Here is a 19,357-nt window from a genome sequence, read left to right as displayed (position 1 = left end):
ATTGATCGCAAGCCCACGGGATTGTCCAGTGCAGCCATCGCCCTCTGAAAGCCGGACGCTGTGGTTCGATCAGGCCCTGTTGCCTGACGGCTGGGCGCGGTCGTGCAGGCTGACGCTGGCGGACGGACGGATCGCCGTCGTCGAGACCGAGGTCGAACGGGCGGCGCACGAGGTCGATCACGGCGCGGCCCTGCCGGGGGTGGCCGACGTTCACAGTCATGCGTTTCAGCGGGCGATGGCGGGGCTGACCGAGGGGCGGGGACCGACGGGCGCCGGCGGCGAACGCGACGACTTCTGGTCCTGGCGAGCCCTGATGTACCGGTTCCTGGATCGCGGCGGGCCCGAGGAGATCGAGGCGATCACCGCATACGCCTTCATGGAGATGCTCGAGGGCGGCTTCACCCGGATTGCCGAGTTCCACTATCTGCACAACGATCCGATGGGCGTCGCCTACGCCGATCCGGCCGAGCTGACGGCGCGGGTCGTGGCGGCGGCGCGGGCGACGGGCATCGGCCTGACCCTGCTGCCGGTCTTCTACGCCCATTCGACCTTCGGCGGCGTCGAGCCGACCCATGGCCAGCGGCGCTTCATCACCGATCTGGACGGGTTCGCCGATCTGGTGGAGCGGGGCAGGGGGCTGGTCACAGGCTTGCCGGACGCCAATGTCGGGGTGGCGCCGCACAGCCTGCGCGCCGTGACGCCGGACGAACTGGCGGCCATGCCGGGGCTGGCTGGGGGCGGGCCGGTGCATATCCACATCGCCGAACAGACCAAGGAGGTCGACGACTGTCTGGCCTGGTCGGGCGCGCGGCCGATCGAGTGGCTGCTGGATCATGCGCCGGTCGATCCGCGCTGGTGTCTGATCCATGCGACCCATGTGACGGAGGCGGAATGGCGCGGCGTCGCGGCGCGCGGGGCGGTGGTCGGCCTGTGTCCGGTGACCGAGGCGAATCTGGGCGATGGCGTCTTTCCGGCGGCGGCCTATGCTGAGGCAGGCGGACGGTTCGGGATCGGCAGTGATTCCAATGTGCAGATCGGCCTGGCCGAGGAATTGCGGATGCTCGAATACAGCCAGCGCCTGAGCCTGCGGGGGCGCGCCGTCATGGCCGACGCCGGACGCTCGACCGGGCGGGCCCTGTTCGACTGCGCCCACGCCGGCGGGGCGCAGGCGTGCGGCGTCGCGGCCGAGGGGCTGGCGGTTGGAGCCCCGGCCGACATCCTGGCGCTGGATACGGACCGGATCGGCTTCGCGGGGCGGAGCGGCGACGCGGTGGTGGACAGCTGGATCTTCGGCGGCGACCGGTCGGCGCTGAAGTCGGTGTGGCGGCGGGGCGAACAGGTCGTCGTGGGTGGCCGCCATGTGGCGCGCGAGGCGCTGGAGGCGCGGTTCCGCCGGGCGCTTTCGACGGTGCTGGCGGCGTGAACGCCCCCTTCACCCTGCATCGGCGGATTTACGCCGATCTGGAGACGCGAATCCTGTCGGGCGACTGGGCGCCGGGGCAGCGTATCCCGTTCGAGCATGAGCTGACGCGTCGCTACGGCTGTTCGCGGATGACGGTGAACAAGGCGATCTCGGAGCTGGCTGACCGGGGGCTGGTGACGCGCCGTCGCCGGGCCGGAACCTTCGTGGCCCAGCCAAGGGCGCAGTCGGCGGTGCTGGCCATTCCCGACCTGAAGGCCGAGGTCGAGGCGCGGGGACAGACCTATGGCTATGAGCTGCTGGCCCGCCGGGTGCGGGAGCCGGGCAGCGATGAGGAATATGATCTGGCCTCGGGCAAGCCTCTGGTGGAGCTGCGTTGTCTGCACCGGGCCGATGGGTCGCCTCTGGCGCTGGAGCGGCGGGTCATATCGCTGGCGGTGACCCCGGAGGCGGAGGCGGCCGATTTTTCCGTCGAGCCGCCCGGCGGCTGGCTGCTGGACTTCGCCCCCTGGACCGAGGCCGAGCACCGGATCACGGCCGTGGCCTGTGAGGCGCGGGATGCGCGACACCTGCTGCTCAAGCCGGGCGCGCCGTGCCTGTCGCTGGAACGCCGGACCTGGCGCGACGGACGGCCGGTGACGCGGGTGTCGCAGCTGTTCCCCGGGGATCGCTACGATCTGGTGGCGCGGTTCTCTCCGTCGCGGGGCGAGGGGCGATGACGGCGGATCGGCTGCTGGTCGACTGCCATGTGGCGACCATGGTCGAGGGCGGTGTAGCCTACGGCGGCGTCGAGGATGCGGCGATCCTGATCTCCGGCGGGCGGATCGAGTGGGTCGGCCCGCGCGTGGAACTGCCGACGACCGAAGCGCGCGAGACGGACCGGCTGGACGGACGCTGGGTCACGCCGGGGCTGATCGACTGCCACACCCATCTGGTGTTCGGCGGCGACCGATCCGGCGAGTTCGAGCAGAGGCTGAACGGCGCCACCTATGAGGAGATCGCGCGGGCGGGGGGCGGCATCGTCTCATCCGTGGCGGCGACCCGGGCGGCGTCGGAGGATGATCTCTACGCCTCGGCCCTGATGCGGCTGAAGGGGCTGAAGACGACCGGTGTCACGACGGTGGAGATCAAGTCGGGATACGGGCTGGATCTCGATAGCGAGCTGAAGATGCTGCGGATCGCCCGCCGGCTGGGCCGGGAGGCCGGAGTGAGGGTACGGACCTCCTATCTGGGGCTGCACGCCGTGCCGCCGGAGTATCGGGGCAGCGCGGCGGATCGCGCCGCCTATGTCGATCTGGCCATCGACCACATCCTGCCCGCCGCCCATACCGAGGGGCTGGTCGATGCGGTGGACGCCTATTGCGAGCCCATCGCCTTTTCGGTCGAGGAGGTCGCGCGCCTGTTCGACAAGGCGAAGGCGCTGGGCCTGCCGGTCAAGCTGCACGCGGACCAGCTGTCCGACGGCGGCGGGGCGGCGCTGGCGGCGCGGTATCAGGCGCTGTCGGCCGATCATATCGAACACACGACCGAGGCCGGGGTCAGGGCCATGGCGGAGGCGGGAGTGGTCGCCGTCCTGCTGCCCGGCGCCTATCTGATGCTGCGCGAGACGACGCCGCCGCCGGTGGGCCTGCTGCGGGAGCACGGCGTGGCGATGGCGGTGGCGACGGATTGCAACCCCGGCACTTCGCCGGTCGCGTCGATGACGGCGGCGCTGAACCTGGCCTGCGTTCAGTTCCGGCTGACGCCTGAGGAGGCGCTGGCCGGGGCGACGCGACAGGCGGCGAAGGCGCTGGGGCTTTCGGATACGTTCGGGACCGTCGAGGCCGGCAAGGCGGCCGATCTGGCGGTCTGGGACGTCCAGCGACCGGCCGAGCTCTGCTACTGGCTCGGCGCACCGCTTCTGCATGCGCGGTATGCGGCCGGACAATGCAACCCAAAGTAGTATTGCGCGCGTTTATGGGGTAGGCTCCGGCTTGCCATGTGCGATTCGAGACGTCCTGCGGAGACCCTGCCGACCGGGTCCGGACGCGACGGCCTGGAGGCCGTCCTGATCCTGGGACTGATCGGCCTGCTGCTGGTGCAGGCGACCCTGCTGGCGGCGACGCTCCTGTAGGCCGGCTTGATGAAGGCGCTTGGCCCTGTCGCGGCCCATGCTACTCACGCCAGGCAGGCGCAGGAGCGGGCGAAGCATGGCGAACAGCGAAACCGACGTCGTCATTCTGGGCGGAGGGCACAACGGGCTGGTCTGCGCCTTCTATCTGGCGCGGGCCGGGCTGAAGGTCACCGTGCTGGAACGGCGCGGCGTTGTGGGCGGGGCCGCCGTGACCGAGGAATTCCATCCGGGGTTCCGCAACTCGACCGCCAGCTACACCGTCAGCCTGCTGAACCCGACCGTCATCGCCGAGATGGAGCTGGCCCGACACGGGCTGCGGGTGGTCGAACGGCGGATGTCTAACTTCCTGCCCCTGCCGGACGGACGTTATCTGGCGGCGGGGGAGGGCAGGACGGCCAGCGAGGTGGCGAAGTTCTCGGCGCGGGACGCCGAACGCCTGCCCGACTACGAGCGGCGGCTGGACGCCGTGGCGGATGTGTTGCGGGCCTTGGTCCTGCAAACGCCGCCGAACCTGCCGGATGGAGGATGGCACGAGGCCGTGCCGGAACTCCTGAAGTCGGCGTCGGTGGCGCGGCGGCTGGGCGGGCTGGACCTGACGGCGCGGCGGGACGTGCTGGACCTGTTCGCCAAGTCGGCGGGCGACTGGCTGGACGGCTGGTTCGAGAGCGATCCGATCAAGGCGTTGTTCGGTTTCGACGGCGTCGTCGGCGCCTACGCCAGCCCCTATGCGCCGGGCACGGCCTATGTGCTCCTGCACCATGTCTTCGGCGAGGTGAACGGCAAGAAGGGCGCATGGGGCCATGCAACTGGCGGGATGGGGGCGATCACCCAGGCCATGGCGGCGGCCTGCGTCGAACAGGGCGTAGAGATCCGGCTGGACGCGCCGGTGGCGGAGGTCCTGACGGAAAAGGGCAGGGCGGTCGGGGCGGTGACCGAGGGCGGAGACGTGGTGCGGGCGCGGACCGTGATCTCGAACCTGCATCCGCGCCTGCTGTTTGACCGGCTGATCGAACCGGCCGTCGTGCCCGCCGACTTCACCGAGCGGATGAGCCGCTACGCCTCCGGTTCGGGCACCTTCCGCATGAACGTGGCGCTGAGCGAACTCCCGCGTTTCACGGCCCTGCCGCAGCCGGGCGATCACCATACGGCGGGCATCATCATCGCGCCGAGCCTCGCCTATATGGACCGGGCACATGCCGAGGCGCGGCTGTACGGCTGGTCGCGGGATCCGATCGTGGAGATGCTGATCCCCTCGACCCTGGACGCCAGTCTGGCGCCGCCCGGACAGCATGTGGCCAGCCTGTTCTGCCAGCATGTCTCGCCCGATCTGGCCGACGCGGATCGCGACACGGTGGCGGACCTGATGATCGAGACGGTCGACCGCCACGCGCCGGGCTTCAAGGCCTCAGTGATCGGGCGGCTGGCCCTGGGGCCGCGCGATCTGGAGCGGCGGTTCGGTCTGATCGGCGGCGACATCTTCCATGGGCGGCTGACGCTGGATCAGCTGTTCAGCGCGCGCCCGGTGCTGGGCCACGCGGACTACAGGATGCCGGTTCCCGGTCTGTATCTGTGCGGTTCGGGCGCCCATCCCGGCGGGGGCGTGACTGGGGCGCCGGGGCGCAATGCGGCCCGGTCGGTGCTGAAGGACATGGGGCGGCTTCGTAGGTCAGGCCTGTGAAAGGGCGCGGGCGAGGGCCTCTTCCACCGCCGCCTCGGTGAAGGGCTTCTGCAGGGTGATGCGACCCTTCCATTCGTCGGGCAGGCCGCCCTCGCCATAGCCGGTAGAGAAGACGAAGGGCAGACCGCGCGCCTCCAGAGCCGCGGCGACGGGAAAGACCTCGACCCCCGCCACGTTCACGTCCAGCAAGGCGCCGTGCAGAGGCTCGCCGCCGTCGACCAGTCCGACCGCCTCGGCCACGTTGGAGACGGGGCCGACGGTTTCGCAGCCCATGTCCTCCAGAATCGTCTCCAGCAGCATGGCGACGAGGGATTCGTCCTCGACCACCAGAATGCGCCGCCCCTTCAGAGCCTCGATCACGTTCAACCCCCGCTTGCCGTGTCCTGAACCGGGGCGTCCCGATCCAGTGGAATGGAAATCTGGGCGACCAGTCCGCCCTCTGCATAGTCCAGCGCGAGCGTTCCGGCGAGATCGTGCCGCACATTGCGCTCGATCAGCCGCGCGCCGAAGCCGCGACGGGTCGGCGCCTGGACCCGAGGGCCGCCGACCTCGCGCCAGGTCACGGTCAGGCGACGGTCCCTCTGGTCGCCGACGGACCAGTCCACCATCACCCGCCCGTCCGCCGAGGACAGGGCGCCGTACTTGGCGGCGTTGGTCGCCAGTTCGTGGAAGATCATGCCCAATGACAGGGCCGTCGCCGGGTTCAGGGCGACGGACGGCCCGGTCAGTGTGACCCGATGGCCGTCGTGGGCCTCGGTTTCGTGCCGGAGCACATCATGCAGTTCGGCGCCCTCCCAGTGACTGCGCGTCAGCAGGTCATGCGTGTGGGACAGGGCCAGGATCCGGGCCTGGAAACTCTGGGCGAAGTCCTTCGGATCCTGATGCGAGCGCGCGGTCTGCATGGCGATCGACTGGACGGTGGCGAGGGTGTTCTTCACCCGGTGGTTGAGCTCGTCGATCATCAGCTTCTGACGCTCGGCGGCGCGGACGTCGTTGGTGACGTCGTGCCCCTGAACGAAGATCCCGACGATGTGGCCGCCGTCGTCGCGGATCGGCTGATAGATGAAGTTGAGGAAGACCTCCTCCAGCGGCGCGCCCGGAATGCGCTGGAGGTGCACGCGGCTCTCGCGCCCCTCATAGGGTTCGCCGGTCGTGAAGACGTGGTCCAGAAACTCGTAATAGCCCTGACCGACGAGTTCCGGCAGGGCCTCGCGGACGGTCTTGCCCGTGATGTCTCGATGGCCGATCAGCTGGCTGTAGGCCGGATTGTGCATCTGGAAGACGTGGTCAGGGCCGCTGAGGACCGCGACGAAGCCGGGCGCCTGCATGAACATCTCGTGCAGGCGGCGGCGCTCCAGCTCCAGTTCCCGATTGGCCTGCTGGACCTTTGCGGCTCTGAGCAACAGATCGCCCCCGACCAGGGTGTCCAGGGCGTTGGGTGAGGCGCCAGATCCGGCGTTCAAGCTGCGGAGCTGCTCCAGCTCGGTCACGTCCGTCGTGTGCTGGAGCAGATAGACGAGCTCGCCGTCGCGGTTGAGGATCGGCGTGTGGGTGGCGCTCCAGAGCCGGTCCTCGAACACCACCGAGCCGTCGGCCTGGGGACGGGCCATGGCGAAGGCGACGAGGGCGAGATGGTCGGGGCGGCGCGTATCCATGGCGCGCTGCATCGATTCCCGGACCTGACGGATGTTTTCGGGCGCGTCCTCACCCGGCCCCGCTGTGAAGGCGCCGAAGAGGGGTTGGCCGATGACCGCCTCGCGCGTGCTGGAGGTGACCTTCAGATAGGCCTCGTTCAGACCCGCTACCGTGAGGTCGGGCGTCAGGAGGACATAGGGGTTCGGCGAGGCGTCGAAAACAGCCGCCAGATCGACCGCGAGGTCGCCCGAAATCACCAATTCCTTCAAGGCGTCCCCCGAACTTCACGCGCAAAACGCCGCAGAAGCGTTACGGTTCAACGCCCGTCGACGATTTCATCACAGGCCCGCCTTGAGTAGGATCAGAGCATGTCCCTCGTCTCTCTCCTCGGCGCCGCAGTCCTCATGACCCAGATCGCTCCTTCACCCCCCGCCGTGGAGCCCGCGACGGCGCGGATCGGGGAGGGCGTGCTGGTCGGGCGCGTCGCCGACGGCGTCGAGAGCTTCAAGGGCGTGGCCTATGCAGCGGCTCCGGTCGGGGCGCTGCGTTGGCGTCCGCCCCAGCCCGCCGCCGCCTGGACCGGCCCCCGGGACGCGGGCCAGGTCGGCGCGATCTGCATCCAGCCCCCGGCCAACGGCGACAACGGCGTCGGCCCCCTGCCGATGAGCGAGGACTGTCTGACGCTGAACGTCTGGGCCCCGGCGACGCGCGATGCGCCCCTGCCGGTCATGGTCTGGATCCATGGCGGAGGCTACGGCAACGGCTCGGGCACGGCGGCGCTCTACGACGGGGCCAACCTGGCGCGGCGCGGCGTGGTGGTGGTGACGATCAATTACCGCCTGGGGCGGCTGGGCTTCTTCGACCATCCGGCCCTGGCGGCGGAACGGCCCGTGGGCGAGGCGGCCGGAAACTATGGCGTCATGGACATGATCGCGGCTCTGACGTGGGTACGGGACCATGCGGCGGCCTTCGGCGGCGACCCTGCGCAGGTGACGATCTTCGGCGAATCCGCCGGAGGCGTGGCCGTGAGCCAGTTGATGGTCGCCCCGGCGGCGCGCGGACTGTTTCACCGTGCGGTGATCCAGTCGGGTCTGGGGCGTCAGGTCGGGGCTCCGCCGGAGGAGACCCTGCGCCGGGGGGTCGAGTGGTCCGTGGCGGCCGGGATCGGCCAGACCGCGGCGGATCTCAGAGCGGTGCCGGCCGAGCGTCTGTTGTCGCCGGTGCCCAGCTTCTTCGGCGGAGATCTGATCCTGACGGACGGTGCGATCGTGCCGGTGGAGGTCGAGGCGGCCTTCGCCGAGGGACTTCAGGCGCCGGTTCCGTTGATCCTGGGGACCAACAGCGCCGAGTTCTGGTGGATGAAACCGTCCGACCTGACCCCCTACGGCGCGCTTGACGACGGCATCGACGAGACGAGGCGGGCGGCTCTGGTCGCGGCCTATGGCGGACAGGCCGGCTATGACGCCCATGTGGTCAGCGACATCGTGTTCAACGAGCCGGCGCGGCATCTGGCGCGGCTTCACTCTGCGGCCGGGCATCCGACCTGGCTGTACCGTTTCGATGTGGTGTCCGCCGCCATGCCGGAGCCGCACACGGGGGCGACCCATGCGTCGGAGCGGCAGTATGTGTTCGACACCCTGGCCGCCTCGCCCTGGCCGACAGATGAGATGGACCAGCGCGCCGCGACGGTGATGGCCGACTATTGGACCCGGTTTGCTGCGACCGGCGATCCGAACGGGGCGGATCGGCCCGTCTGGCCGGATCAGCGCTCGGCCCCGGATCGGCTGCTGGAGTTCGGCAATGCGGGTCCGGTTGCCAAGCCCATTCCGTTCTCGGAGCGCCTGGACCTCATCGAGGCGGGCTATCGCGTGGCGGGCCCGGCGGACTGACACCGTTGGACAGTGCGGCCGCGCGTCGCATCCGACGAAAATAACTGAGCTGTAGCGGATGTGGCCGAACTGAGGCCCTTGCGGGGCGCCTGTGGGTTGTGCCATGTAACCGCTTACACGTAACCGATTACATTCGGCGCTGACGGACCCTCGCCAAGGGGGCTGGAACGGCGGCAGGGCAGGGATAGACGTCAGTTGGGCTTTTTCAGCCATTATCATCCGCATGCGGCGAGGCCCTCATGAAGGCCGCCACGATTCGCGACGTCGCCTCCCATGCTGCGGTCTCCGTCGCCTCGGTCTCGCGCGTCCTGAACGGCACCGGCCCGGTGACGGCGACGACCCGCGAGCGGATCCTGAAATCGGTCGAGGCCCTGGGCTATGTGCCCCACAGCGGCGCCCGCAGCCTGTCGATGAGCCGGACCGACACGGTCGGCGTCATCCTGCCGGACCTGTTCGGCGAGTTCTTCTCCGAGCTGATCCGGGGCATGGATCTGGCGGCGCGGTCGCACGGCCTGCACCTGATCGTCTCCAGCTCCCACGGGGATGCGGATGAGGCGTCCGCCGCCATTCGGTCGATGCGCGGGCGGGTGGACGGCCTGCTGGTCCTGTCGCCCCACCTCGATGATTTCGGCCTGTCGGCCACGGCGGGCCGGTTGCCGGTGATCCTGATGAACGGCGGCGAGGTCGGCGATCTGCCGTCGATCTCGGTCGACAACCGCGGCGGCGCCATCGCGGCGGTCGAACACCTGTTGCAGACCGGCCGTCGCCGGATCGCCCACATCTCCGGCCCGGCCGGGAACCTGGAGGCCGAGGCCCGACTGGCCGGCTACGCCGAGGCCATGGCCAGGGCGGGGCTCGAGGCCCGGGTGGTAGACGGCGACTTCACCCAGACCTCCGGTCACCAGGCGGCCAGCGGACTGATCGCACGCGGCGATCGTCCCGACGCCCTGTTCGTCGGCAACGACACCATGGCCATCGGCGCCCTGTTGGCCGTGCAGGAGGCCGGGCTCCGTTGCCCCGAAGACGTGGCCATCGTCGGCTTCGACGACGTGCCGATCGCCTCCCTCGTCCGTCCGGCCCTGACCACCCTGCGCGTGGACATCGTCGGCATCGGCCGCCGCGCCCTCGATCGGCTGGTCGGCCTGATCCGCGACAAGGACGCCGAGCCCGTCGAGGCCGTCCACGAAACCGTGCGTCCCACTCTCATCGTCAGGGGCTCCACCCAGCCCGCCTCTGATCTCTCACCCCCGACCGGCGCGGACACTGTCCTGACCGGCGGAATCACACTTGGGAAAACCTAAGGAACCTCCAGGATGAACACCCGTATTCGCACCCTCGGCGCGGTCTCCGCGCTGGCCATGGCGACCCTGCTGGCCTCGGCCGGCGCGGCCTCGGCCCAATCGGCCACCTCGACCCTGCGCGGCGCCGTGACCGGTTCCGAACAGGCCGCAGGCAGCACCATCGTCGCCACTGAAATCTCCACCGGCTATGTGACCCGCACCCGCGTCGCAGCCGACGGCCGCTATGTGCTGTCGGGCCTGCGTCCCGGCACCTACTCGATCTCCGTCACCGCGCCCGACGGCCGGACCGACAGCGAGACCGTGACGCTCGGCCTCGGTCAGGTCGCCACGCTGAACCTCGATTTCTCGGCGCCCGTCGTCGCGGCTTCGGATGATGCGGTGGCTGTGGGCGATATCGTGGTCACCGGCCGTCGCCTGGTCGAGGTGCGCACGTCCGAGGTCGCGACGGGTGTGACCCAGCAGCAGATCAACGACCTGCCGCAGATCAACCGCAACTTCCTGAACTTCGCCGCCCTGGCGCCGGGCGTGCGCGTGACCGAAGGCGACACCGAGCGGACCATCTCCGCCGGCGGCCAGCCGTCCACCGCGATCAACGTCTTCATCGACGGGCAAAACCAGAAATCGACCATCCTTGACGGCGGCGTCGCCGGTCAGGACGACAGCCGCGGCAACCCCTTCCCGCAGGCGGCGGTGCAGGAATTCCGCGTCCTGACGCAGAACTTCAAGGCCGAGTACGAGCAGGCGTCGTCGGCCATCATCACCTCGGTCACCCGCTCGGGCACCAACACCTTCGGCGGCGATCTGTTCGTCACCTACCAGCCGTCGGACTGGATCGAGCAGAACAAGTTCTCCAAGGCGCGGGGCGAGGCCCGGCCGCGTCTGGACCGGCTGCAATACGGCGGCTCGGTGGGCGGCCCGATCGTTGAGGACAGGCTTCACTACTTCCTGTCCTATGAGCGCAAGGAAGAGACCCGCGAGCGCGCGGTCTTCCTCAACCGGACGGAATACACCTCGCTGTTCGCCAACGAACTTGGCACCTATGTCGGCCCGTTCGAGCAGGATCTGGTGTTCGGCAAGCTGTCGTGGGCGATCAACGACCAGCAGCGCCTTGACCTGAGCACGACTTACAAGAAAGAGCAGGACATCCGGGATTACGGCAACGGTCCGACCTCGTTCGACCGCGCCGTGGCCGTCAACGGTGAGACCAACTCGATCGTCCTGCGCCACCAGTATCAGGGCAATCGCTTCCTGAACGAGGCGTCGATCGACTATTTCAAGTCGGACTACAACCCGCGCGCGGTCAACTTCGATCAGACGGGCGCCCGCTATGTGTCGTTCCGTGACGCCAACACGACCACCGCCGGGTTCCAGTTCAACTCCGGGACCATCGATGCGACGATCTTCACCAACGGCGGCGGCACCAACAATCAGGACATCAGCCAGGAAAGCCTGACGTTCCGCAACGATCTGACGATCCCCGACCTGCAGTTCATGGGAACCCACACCATCAAGGCCGGCGTCAAGTATTCGATGCAGAGCTACGGGGTGTCCAAGGAGTTCAACCGCAACCCCTTCTTCACCTACGACGTCGACGCCCGTCCTGAAATCTTCGGGTCGCGCACCATTCCGACGCAAGTGACGCTGAACCTGCCGGTCGCGCCGACGAACGTCGATAACAACGTCCTCGGTCTCTACATCCAGGACGACTGGCAGATCACGGACAAGCTGGAACTCAATCTCGGCCTGCGCTGGGACTATGAAGACAACGCGGTCAACAACGACTGGCGCACGCCCGACGACATCCGGCGGTTGCTGACGCAGATGGAGAATGTTCCCGGTTTCGACTTCCCCTCCTACCTGAACATCAACGACTACATCTCCGATGGGAAGCGCGAGGCGTTCAAGGACGCCTTCCAGCCGCGCATCGGCTTCAGCTACGACCTGTTCGGCGACGAACGGACGGTGCTGTTCGGCGGCGCGGGTCGCTACTATGACCGGATCGGCTTCAACTTCGCCTTCGACGAGCGCTACAAGCCCTATCAGCGCACCAAGACGGTCTACTTCTCGCCGTCGGGCGGAACCTTCGGCGGCCAGACCAACACCGTGGCCTGGAACCCGACCTATGCGACGGCGGCCGGTCTGGACACCCTGCTGGGCAACACCGTCAGCCGTGGCGAAGTCTTCCTGGTCAGGAACGACGCGCCGCCGCCCGTCACCGACCAGTTCAACTTCGGGGTTCGCCAGAAGTTCGGCGACTGGCAGACGGCCCTGACGTTCTCGTATTCCAAGACACAGAACGAGTTCGCCTGGTACCGCGCCAATATCGACCCGGCCACCAATACGGTGCCGGCGGCGACCCAGCCGTTCAATCTGATCGATCCGACCACGGGCCAGCCCTATCCCTACAACGGCGGCGTCTTCGTCTCGAACCACGACCGCGAGCGCGAGGCCAAGGCGATCTACTTCACCGCCGACAAGCCGTTCAACATGCAGGACCGCTGGGGCTTCAACCTGGCCTATACCTTCATGGACGCCGAACAGAACGGCAGCCGCGATCAGGGTCTTGGCAACTTCGACTTCGACTACCCGTGGGCGACTTACACGCCGACCTTCAACTCGCCCAACACCGAGCGGCATCGTCTGGTCATGTCGGGTACGGTCGCACTGCCGTGGGACATCCGCGCCTCGTCGATCATCACCCTGGGGTCGGGCCTGCCGTTCACGGCCTTCAACCCCGGCAACGGAGCCAAGCCGGACTGGTTCGCCTACTACCCGAAGAAGTACAGCTTCATCCTGCCGAACGCCTGGGCCTATCGTCAGGTCGATCTGCGCCTCCAGAAGTCGTTCGACACCTGGGCCGGTCAGCGGGTGGAGCTGGTGTTCGATGCGATCAACATCTTCAACTTCAAGAACTACTCCAGCTTCAACCAGACCTACCGGATCAACAACAACACGCCGGCCTCGGATCTGAACGGAACCTTCGGCCTGCCCACGGCCCAGTTCCTGCCGACCCGCAGCTATCAGGTTGGTCTGCGCTACGTCTTCTGATCGGTTCTCCTGAGCCACTGCCGCTCCCCGTTCGCGGGGGGCGGCTTTCTTTTTTCGTGCCGTATTTTTCGTCTAGGAGATTGAGCCATGGATCGTCGTCGTTTTTTGATGGGATCGACCGTGGCCGCCGGGATCGTCGCCGCCGCCGCGTCTCCCGCTACAGCCCAGACGGCCCGCCGTCCGGCCGCCCGCCCGAGGATCAATCGTCTGGATCCGGCCATCGACCAGCTTCAGCGGCGGACCTTCGACTGGTTCGTGAAGGTGACCGACCGCAAGACCGGTCTGACGCCCGACCGCTGGCCGACGCCGTCCTTCGCCTCGGTCGCCGCCGTCGGCTTCGCCCTGGGCTGCTGGCCCGTGGGCGTGGAGCGGGGCTGGATGACGCGGGCCGAGGCGCGCGAACGAACCCTGATCACCCTGCGCTTCTTCGCCGCCCTGCCTCAGGGGCCGGACGCCCGGGGCATGGGGGGGCACAAGGGCTTCTTCTACCACTTCCTCGATATGGAGACCGGCCATCGCTATGGCCGGACCGAACTGTCGACGGTGGATACGGCCCTGCTGCTGGGCGGCATGCTGTTCTCGGCGCGGTATTTCGACGGCCGTCACGCCGAAGAGGTCGAAATCCGCCAGATCGCCCAGGCGATCTATGAGCGGGTCGAGTGGGACTGGGCGGTCATCCGGCCCAACCGCATCTCCATGGGCTGGCACCCGGAGACGGGGCATATTCCGCACGACTGGTGGATCTACAACGAGGGGATGTTGGTCCTCCTGCTGGCCATCGGCAGTCCGACCCATCCGGTCTCGACCGGGGTCTGGGACGAATGGGTCTATGCCTATGAGCAGAGCTGGACGGACCGCTGGGGCGACTGGCACCTGCAGTTCGCGCCGATCTTTGGCCATCAGTACAGCCATATGTTCATCGACTTCCGCGGCATCCAGGACGCCTGGATGCGCGGCAAGTCGGCCATGACGAACCAGACGCTCGACTATTTCGAGAACAGCCGTCGCGCCGTCTACGCGCAGCAGAAATACGCCGCCGACAATGTCGCGGGCTGGGCCGGCTATTCCGCCGCCATGTGGGGGCTGACGGCCTGTGACGGGCCGGGCGACTTCAAGCAGGTGATCGACGGGCGCGAGCGGGAATTCTTCTCCTACTCGGCGCGCGGACCGGGCGACCGGGACGACGGCACGATCGCGCCCACGGCGGCGGCGGCCTCGATCGCCTTTGCCCCCGAGATCGTGGTTCCCTGCGTCAAGGAGATGATGAGGTTCGGGGGTGATGATCTGTATACGGAATATGGCTTCCTCGACTCCTTCAATCCGACCCTGACCAGCCGCGACGGACCGCTGCAACACGGCCGGATCGTGCCGGGTGTGGGCTGGGTGGACGGCGACTATCTGGGCATCGACCAGGGGCCGATCGTCATCATGACCGAGAACCACCGCTCGGGCCTGTTGTGGCGGTTCATGCACGGCGAGCCGAACCTGAAGCGGGGCCTGCAACGGGCCGGCTTCACCGGCGGATGGCTGGACGCGTGACCATGACCGGCCCGGATCGCAGGACGGCGCTCGGGCTGATCGCGGGCGGAGCCGCCGCCTTGGCCGGCTGTGCGCCGCGTGACGGGCGGCCGACCATGCAGTTCTGGGCCATGGGCAATGAGGGCGGGGCGGTGCCGAAGATCCTGCCCGAGTTCGAGGCCCAGACGGGGGTGAGGGTGGTGGTTCAGCCCCAGCCCTGGACCTCGGCGCACCAGAAGCTTCTGACCGCCTATGCGGGGAACTCCCTGCCGGACGTCAGCCAGATCGGCGCGACCTGGATCTCGGAGCTGACGGCCATCGGCGCCCTGTCGCCGACCCCGCCTGAGGCTGCGGACCTGCTGACCGACCAGTTCCCGGCGGTGCTGGACACGGCCAATATCGGCGGGGTGTCGATGGCCACGCCCTGGTATGTGGACACGCGGCTGATCTTCTGCCGGACCGACATCATGGCTCGGGCGGGCTATGACGCCATGCCGACCAACTGGGCCGACTGGAAGCGGTCGATGCATGCGGTGAAGCGGGCGGCCGGGCCGGGCAACTATGCGATCCTGCTGCCGGTCAACGAGTTCGAGCAGTTGCTGACCTTCGGCCTCCAGGGCGACGAGCCGCTGCTGCGCGACAATGACAGTCGCGGCAACTTCGCCAGTCCGTCGTTCATCGCGGCCCTGGCCTTCTACAAGAGCCTGTTCGACGAAGGGCTGGCGCCGCTGGCGTCCTCGACGCAGATCTCCAACGTCTGGACCGAGTTCGGGCGGGGCTATTTCAGCTACTATTTCTCCGGTCCCTGGACGATCGGCGACATGAAGACCCGGCTGGATCCGGCGATCCAGCCGCACTGGACCACGGCGGGGGTGCCGGGTCCGAACGGCCCCGGAGCATCCGCGCCGGGCGGGTCGGCGCTGGCGGTGTTCAAGTCGAGCCGCAATCCCGAGGCGGCCTGGAAGCTGATCCGGTATCTGTCCGATCCGGCGGTCCAGGCGCGGTTCAACGTCCTGACCGGAGACCTGCCGTCGCGGACCTCGGCCTGGAATGCGCCGGCGGTGGCGTCTGACCCCTATATCGCCGCCTTCAAGGGTCAGTTGAGCCGCGCGAAAGCCCTGCCCAAGGCGCCGGAGTGGGAGCGGGTCTCGGCCGAGATGCAGGTCGTGGCTGAACGCATGGTGCGCGGCGAATACACGCCCGAGGCCGCCGGGCGCGAGATCGATCGCCGCGTCGATCGCATTTTGGAGAAGCGCCGCTGGATGCTGGATCAGGGGAGGGGCGTATGAGCCGCCGTGCCGCCGGAACCGCCGCCGCGCGCGAGCGCGCCGCCTGGGGCTTCGTCGCCCCGGCCCTGATCGCCATCGCGATCTTCTTCGTCATTCCGGTCGTCTCGGCCCTGTTTCTCAGCCTGACCGATTTCGACATCTACGCCCTGGCCGACCTGAAGAACCTGCGGTTCGTCGGCCTTCAGAACTATGAGCGGCTGCTGACCAATCCCCTGTTCTGGGGGGCGATGAAGAACACCCTGTGGTTCGCGGTGCTGGGCGTGCCCCTGTCGATCGCGGCGTCGCTAGGGGCGGCGATTATTCTGAACGCCCGGGTGGTGAAGTGGCGGCCGATCTGGCGGGTGGTGTTCTTCGCCCCATTCGTGACGACCCTCGTGGCGACGGCGGTGCTGTGGAACTATCTGCTGCACACCAAATACGGCGTCATCAACTGGGCCATCGGGGCGGTGGGCATACCGCCGGTGGACTGGCTGGGCCAGCCCTCCACCTCAGTGCCGGCCATCCTGATGTTCGTGGTGTGGAAGATTTTTGGCTACAACATGTTGATCTTCCTGGCCGTGCTTCAGACCGTGCCGGACGACCTGTATGAGGCGGCGCGCATCGACGGCGCCGGGCCGTGGAAGCAGTTCACCAACGTCACCCTGCCGGCCATCGCCCCGACCCTGTTGCTGGTGTCGATCATCTCGGTGGCGGGCTTCTTCCAGCTGTTCGCCGAGCCCTATGTGATGACGCAAGGGGGCCCCGCCCAGTCGACCGTGACGGTGCTCTACTTCATGTACGAAGAGGGCTTCAAATGGTGGAACCTGGGCTCGGCCTCGGCCGTGGCCTTCGTCCTGTTCCTGTGCATCTTCGCGGTGACCATGGTCCAGCTATGGGTGTCGCGTCGTCTGGGCGGAGAACACACATGAAGCTGAAGTCCGTCCTGCTGAACGTGGCCGTCGCGGCTCTGGCCCTGATCGTCGTCTTCCCCTTGGTCTGGATGCTGTCGGTCAGCTTCATGGCGACGGGGGAGGCGGCCAACTTCCCGCCGCCGCTGCTGCCCAAGACCTGGACGCTGGAGCACTATCGCGACCTGTTCGTCAGTCAGGGCATGGGCCGCTACATGCTCAACAGCCTGGGTCTGGCGACACTGGCGACCGTGCTGGCCCTGCTGTTCACGGTGCCCGCCGGTTACGCCTTCGCCAAGCTCAGCTTCAAGGGGCGGGACCGGGTGTTCCAGTTGCTGATCGGGGCTCTGGTGATCCCGGCCCAGATCGGCACATTGCCGCTGTTCCTCATGCTGAAGTCGGTGGGGCTGGTGAACACCTGGCCGGGGGCGCTGGTGCCTTGGCTGGCCTCGATCTTCGGCATCTTCCTCGTTCGGCAATATGCGTTGTCGATCCCGGACGAGATGCTGGAGGCGGCGCGCATCGATGGGGCGAGCGAGAGCCAGATCTTTCGCCGCGTCGTCCTGCCGACCCTGACGCCCATTCTGGTGACCCTGGCCCTGTTCGTCTTCCTGGGCAGCTGGAACGACTTCCTGTGGCCGCTGATCATTCTGACCGACCAGACCAACTACACCCTGCCGGTGGCGCTGGCGGCCCTGTCGCGTGAGCATGTGCAGGACATCGAGATGATGATGGCGGGGGCGGTGATCACCGTGGCGCCGGTGCTGATCTTGTTCCTGGCCCTGCAGCGGTTCTACATCCGCGGCATGCTGGCGGGCAGCGTGAAGGGGTAGGTTCCTCATCATGTCCGTCATCGTCGGGCCTGACCCGAGGATCGGCGGAAGAGGCAGAACCGGCGCCGACGTTTCCAAATGGCGGCGGACAGGAAACACAGAATGCGCGGCGCGCCCGATCCTCGGGTCAAGCCCGAGGATGACGGAGTGGTTTTTGATGCGGGCGATTGTGATTACGGCGATCCTCACCCTGGCGGCCGCGTCGGCGATCGCACAAGAGACGCCGTCGTCTGATCCCACCGCCGTGCTGAACCTCCAGCTCCCGGTCGAGCCCGCGCCGCCGCCGGTCACGGTGCTGGACGACTTCTCCGACCTGACGCCTTGGGCGGCCGACGCCTCGACCGATGTGTCCTCGGCCATCAGCGCTGTGACCGGACCGGACCGGTCGCCGGCGATGCGGCTGAGCTACGACTTCAACGGCAAGTCGGGCTACGCCTTCGCGGCGCGGGCCCTGCCTCTGTCTGTGCCCGAGAACTACGAGATCCGCTTCCGGGTGCGGGGCGAGGGCCTGCCCAACACCTTCGAGGTCAAATTTACGGATGCGTCGGGCGAGAACGTCCACTGGCGTCAGGTCACCCGCTACGACTTCCCCGACGGCTGGACCGAGTTCGTCATCAAGAAGCGGCAGGTGATCTGGGCCTGGGGGCCGAACCCGGACAAGACCTTCCGGGGCGCCGAGCGGATCGAGTTCGTGGTGACCGCCGGGCAGGGCGGAAAGGGCTGGATCGAGGTCGATGACCTGACCCTGCGCGAGCTGCCGCCGGAGCCCGCCGTTCCGCCGCGTCCCCTGACGACCGCGTCGAGCGAGGCGGAGATGAACCTGGCGGCCCTGGCCGTGGACGGCGATGCGGCGACGGCCTGGCGCACGACGGGCGTGGGCGAACAGAGCCTGACGCTCGATCTCGGCTATGAGCGAGAGTTCGGCGGCCTGACGCTGAAGTGGGTCGAGGGTCTGTCGGCGGGGCGGTATCGGGTGTCGGCGTCGTCGGATGGAACGGCCTGGCGCGAACTGGCCGAGGTGACGGAGGGCGACGGCGGGACGGACTGGCTGCGCACGCCCGAGGCCTCGGCGCGATACCTGAAGCTGGACCTGATCGCCCCGCCGTCGCGCCAGGCGGGAACCGCCGGACAGATGGGGGCGGGGCAGAGGAACGACGTCGCCCAGTCCGCCTATGGTCTGGCGGAGGTCAAGATCGAGCCGCTGGCGTTCGGCGAGACCGAGACCAAATTCCTGATGGCGGTCGCGGCCCAGTCGCGGCGGGGCCTTTATCCGCGCGGTTTCCGGGGCGAGCAGCCCTACTGGACGCTGGTCGGGGTCGACGGCGGCGGCGAGAGCGGGCTGATCTCCGAGGACGGCGCCATCGAGCTGAGGCGCGGCGGGCCGTCGATCGAGCCCTTCGTGCTGGACAACGGCCGTCTGGTGACCTGGGCCGATGTGGCGACCAGCCAGGCCCTGGTCGAGGACGACCTGCCGATCCCGACGGTCACCTGGACCCACGAGGGCTGGACGCTGAAGGTGACGGCGATGGCGGAGGGAGAGCCGTCGAACGCGCGTCTCTACGGCCGCTATGACCTGACCAATACCTCAAGCCGGGCGAAGACTCTGACCCTGGCGCTCGCCGGGCGGCCGATGCAGGTGAACGGGCCGGTGCAATTCCTTGCGGTGCCGGGCGGAGCCAGTCCCCTGAGCCGGATCGACGGCGACCGGCGGCAACTGCGTCTGGGGGAGAAGACGACCGTCAGGTT

15 protein-coding genes are annotated in these 19,357 nt (G+C 68.0%); 13 read left to right on the top strand and 2 right to left on the bottom strand.

Annotated features, from left to right (window positions below; all coding sequences use genetic code 11):
- The first annotated feature begins 28 nt into the window (after window positions 1-28).
- The 5 genes from ACT6QK_RS09380 (at window position 29) to ACT6QK_RS09360 (ending at window position 5,211) form a co-directional block, all read left to right on the top strand.
- Window positions 29-1,423 carry a formimidoylglutamate deiminase gene (locus tag ACT6QK_RS09380; protein WP_444597567.1) on the top strand — a complete coding sequence of 465 codons (1,395 nt, stop codon included), beginning with the start codon at window positions 29-31 and terminating at the stop codon, window positions 1,421-1,423.
- Window positions 1,420-2,139, top strand: a complete 720-nt coding sequence (gene hutC / locus ACT6QK_RS09375; RefSeq protein ID WP_444597566.1) for a histidine utilization repressor — start codon at window positions 1,420-1,422, stop codon at window positions 2,137-2,139. Before ACT6QK_RS09380 ends, hutC begins: the two co-directional genes overlap by 4 nt.
- Window positions 2,136-3,362 carry an imidazolonepropionase gene (gene hutI / locus ACT6QK_RS09370; RefSeq protein WP_444597565.1) on the top strand — a complete coding sequence of 409 codons (1,227 nt, stop codon included), beginning with the start codon at window positions 2,136-2,138 and terminating at the stop codon, window positions 3,360-3,362. The genes hutC and hutI overlap by 4 nt, the downstream gene beginning before the upstream one ends.
- A gap of 36 nt (window positions 3,363-3,398) precedes the next feature.
- Window positions 3,399-3,533, top strand: a complete 135-nt coding sequence (locus tag ACT6QK_RS09365; RefSeq protein ID WP_444597564.1) for a hypothetical protein — start codon at window positions 3,399-3,401, stop codon at window positions 3,531-3,533.
- A gap of 76 nt (window positions 3,534-3,609) precedes the next feature.
- Entirely contained in the window at window positions 3,610-5,211 is a 1,602-nt protein-coding gene (locus tag ACT6QK_RS09360; RefSeq protein WP_444597563.1) for a phytoene desaturase family protein, read from the top strand.
- Here the strand turns inward: ACT6QK_RS09360 and ACT6QK_RS09355 are convergent.
- Window positions 5,200-5,571: a response regulator gene (locus ACT6QK_RS09355; protein ID WP_444597562.1), complete on the bottom strand. Its 372-nt coding sequence runs from the start codon at window positions 5,569-5,571 to the stop codon at window positions 5,200-5,202. The two genes, ACT6QK_RS09360 and ACT6QK_RS09355, sit on opposite strands and share 12 nt — an antisense overlap.
- Before the next feature lie 2 nt (window positions 5,572-5,573).
- The gene (locus ACT6QK_RS09350; RefSeq protein ID WP_444597561.1) at window positions 5,574-7,115 is read right to left on the bottom strand and encodes a sensor histidine kinase; all 1,542 of its coding nucleotides are present in this window, start codon (window positions 7,113-7,115) and stop codon (window positions 5,574-5,576) included.
- Between the two features lie 99 nt (window positions 7,116-7,214).
- On the opposite strand from ACT6QK_RS09350, the gene ACT6QK_RS09345 reads away from it, so the two are divergent.
- The 8 genes from ACT6QK_RS09345 to ACT6QK_RS09310 form a co-directional block, all read left to right on the top strand.
- Window positions 7,215-8,735: a carboxylesterase/lipase family protein gene (locus ACT6QK_RS09345; RefSeq protein WP_444597560.1), complete on the top strand. Its 1,521-nt coding sequence runs from the start codon at window positions 7,215-7,217 to the stop codon at window positions 8,733-8,735.
- Window positions 8,736-8,974: 239 nt separating this feature from the next.
- Window positions 8,975-10,036 carry a LacI family DNA-binding transcriptional regulator gene (locus ACT6QK_RS09340; RefSeq protein WP_444597559.1) on the top strand — a complete coding sequence of 354 codons (1,062 nt, stop codon included), beginning with the start codon at window positions 8,975-8,977 and terminating at the stop codon, window positions 10,034-10,036.
- A gap of 12 nt (window positions 10,037-10,048) precedes the next feature.
- On the top strand, window positions 10,049-13,084 hold the full coding sequence (locus tag ACT6QK_RS09335; protein WP_444597558.1) for a TonB-dependent receptor: 3,036 nt from the start codon (window positions 10,049-10,051) through the stop codon (window positions 13,082-13,084).
- Between the two features lie 87 nt (window positions 13,085-13,171).
- The gene (locus ACT6QK_RS09330; protein ID WP_444597557.1) at window positions 13,172-14,623 is read left to right on the top strand and encodes a glucoamylase family protein; all 1,452 of its coding nucleotides are present in this window, start codon (window positions 13,172-13,174) and stop codon (window positions 14,621-14,623) included.
- A gap of 2 nt (window positions 14,624-14,625) precedes the next feature.
- Window positions 14,626-15,891, top strand: coding sequence for an extracellular solute-binding protein (locus ACT6QK_RS09325; protein WP_444597556.1), 1,266 nt, complete (start codon window positions 14,626-14,628; stop codon window positions 15,889-15,891).
- A complete protein-coding gene (locus tag ACT6QK_RS09320) occupies window positions 15,888-16,799 on the top strand; it encodes a carbohydrate ABC transporter permease (protein ID WP_444597555.1) in 912 nt (303 codons plus the stop codon). Before ACT6QK_RS09325 ends, ACT6QK_RS09320 begins: the two co-directional genes overlap by 4 nt.
- Window positions 16,796-17,611 (top strand): carbohydrate ABC transporter permease, encoded by an 816-nt coding sequence (locus tag ACT6QK_RS09315; RefSeq protein WP_444597554.1) that lies wholly within the window; start codon window positions 16,796-16,798, stop codon window positions 17,609-17,611. The genes ACT6QK_RS09320 and ACT6QK_RS09315 overlap by 4 nt, the downstream gene beginning before the upstream one ends.
- A 157-nt stretch (window positions 17,612-17,768) precedes the next feature.
- A partial coding sequence (locus tag ACT6QK_RS09310) for a discoidin domain-containing protein (protein WP_444597553.1) occupies window positions 17,769-19,357 on the top strand: 1,589 nt, incomplete at its 3' end.

Origin of the sequence: Brevundimonas sp. (assembly GCF_052436175.1) — a bacterium.
In the GTDB taxonomy this organism is placed as follows: domain Bacteria; phylum Pseudomonadota; class Alphaproteobacteria; order Caulobacterales; family Caulobacteraceae; genus Brevundimonas.
The sequence above is the reverse complement of the archived record's forward strand: the minus strand, read 5'-3'. Positions and strand labels throughout refer to the sequence as shown.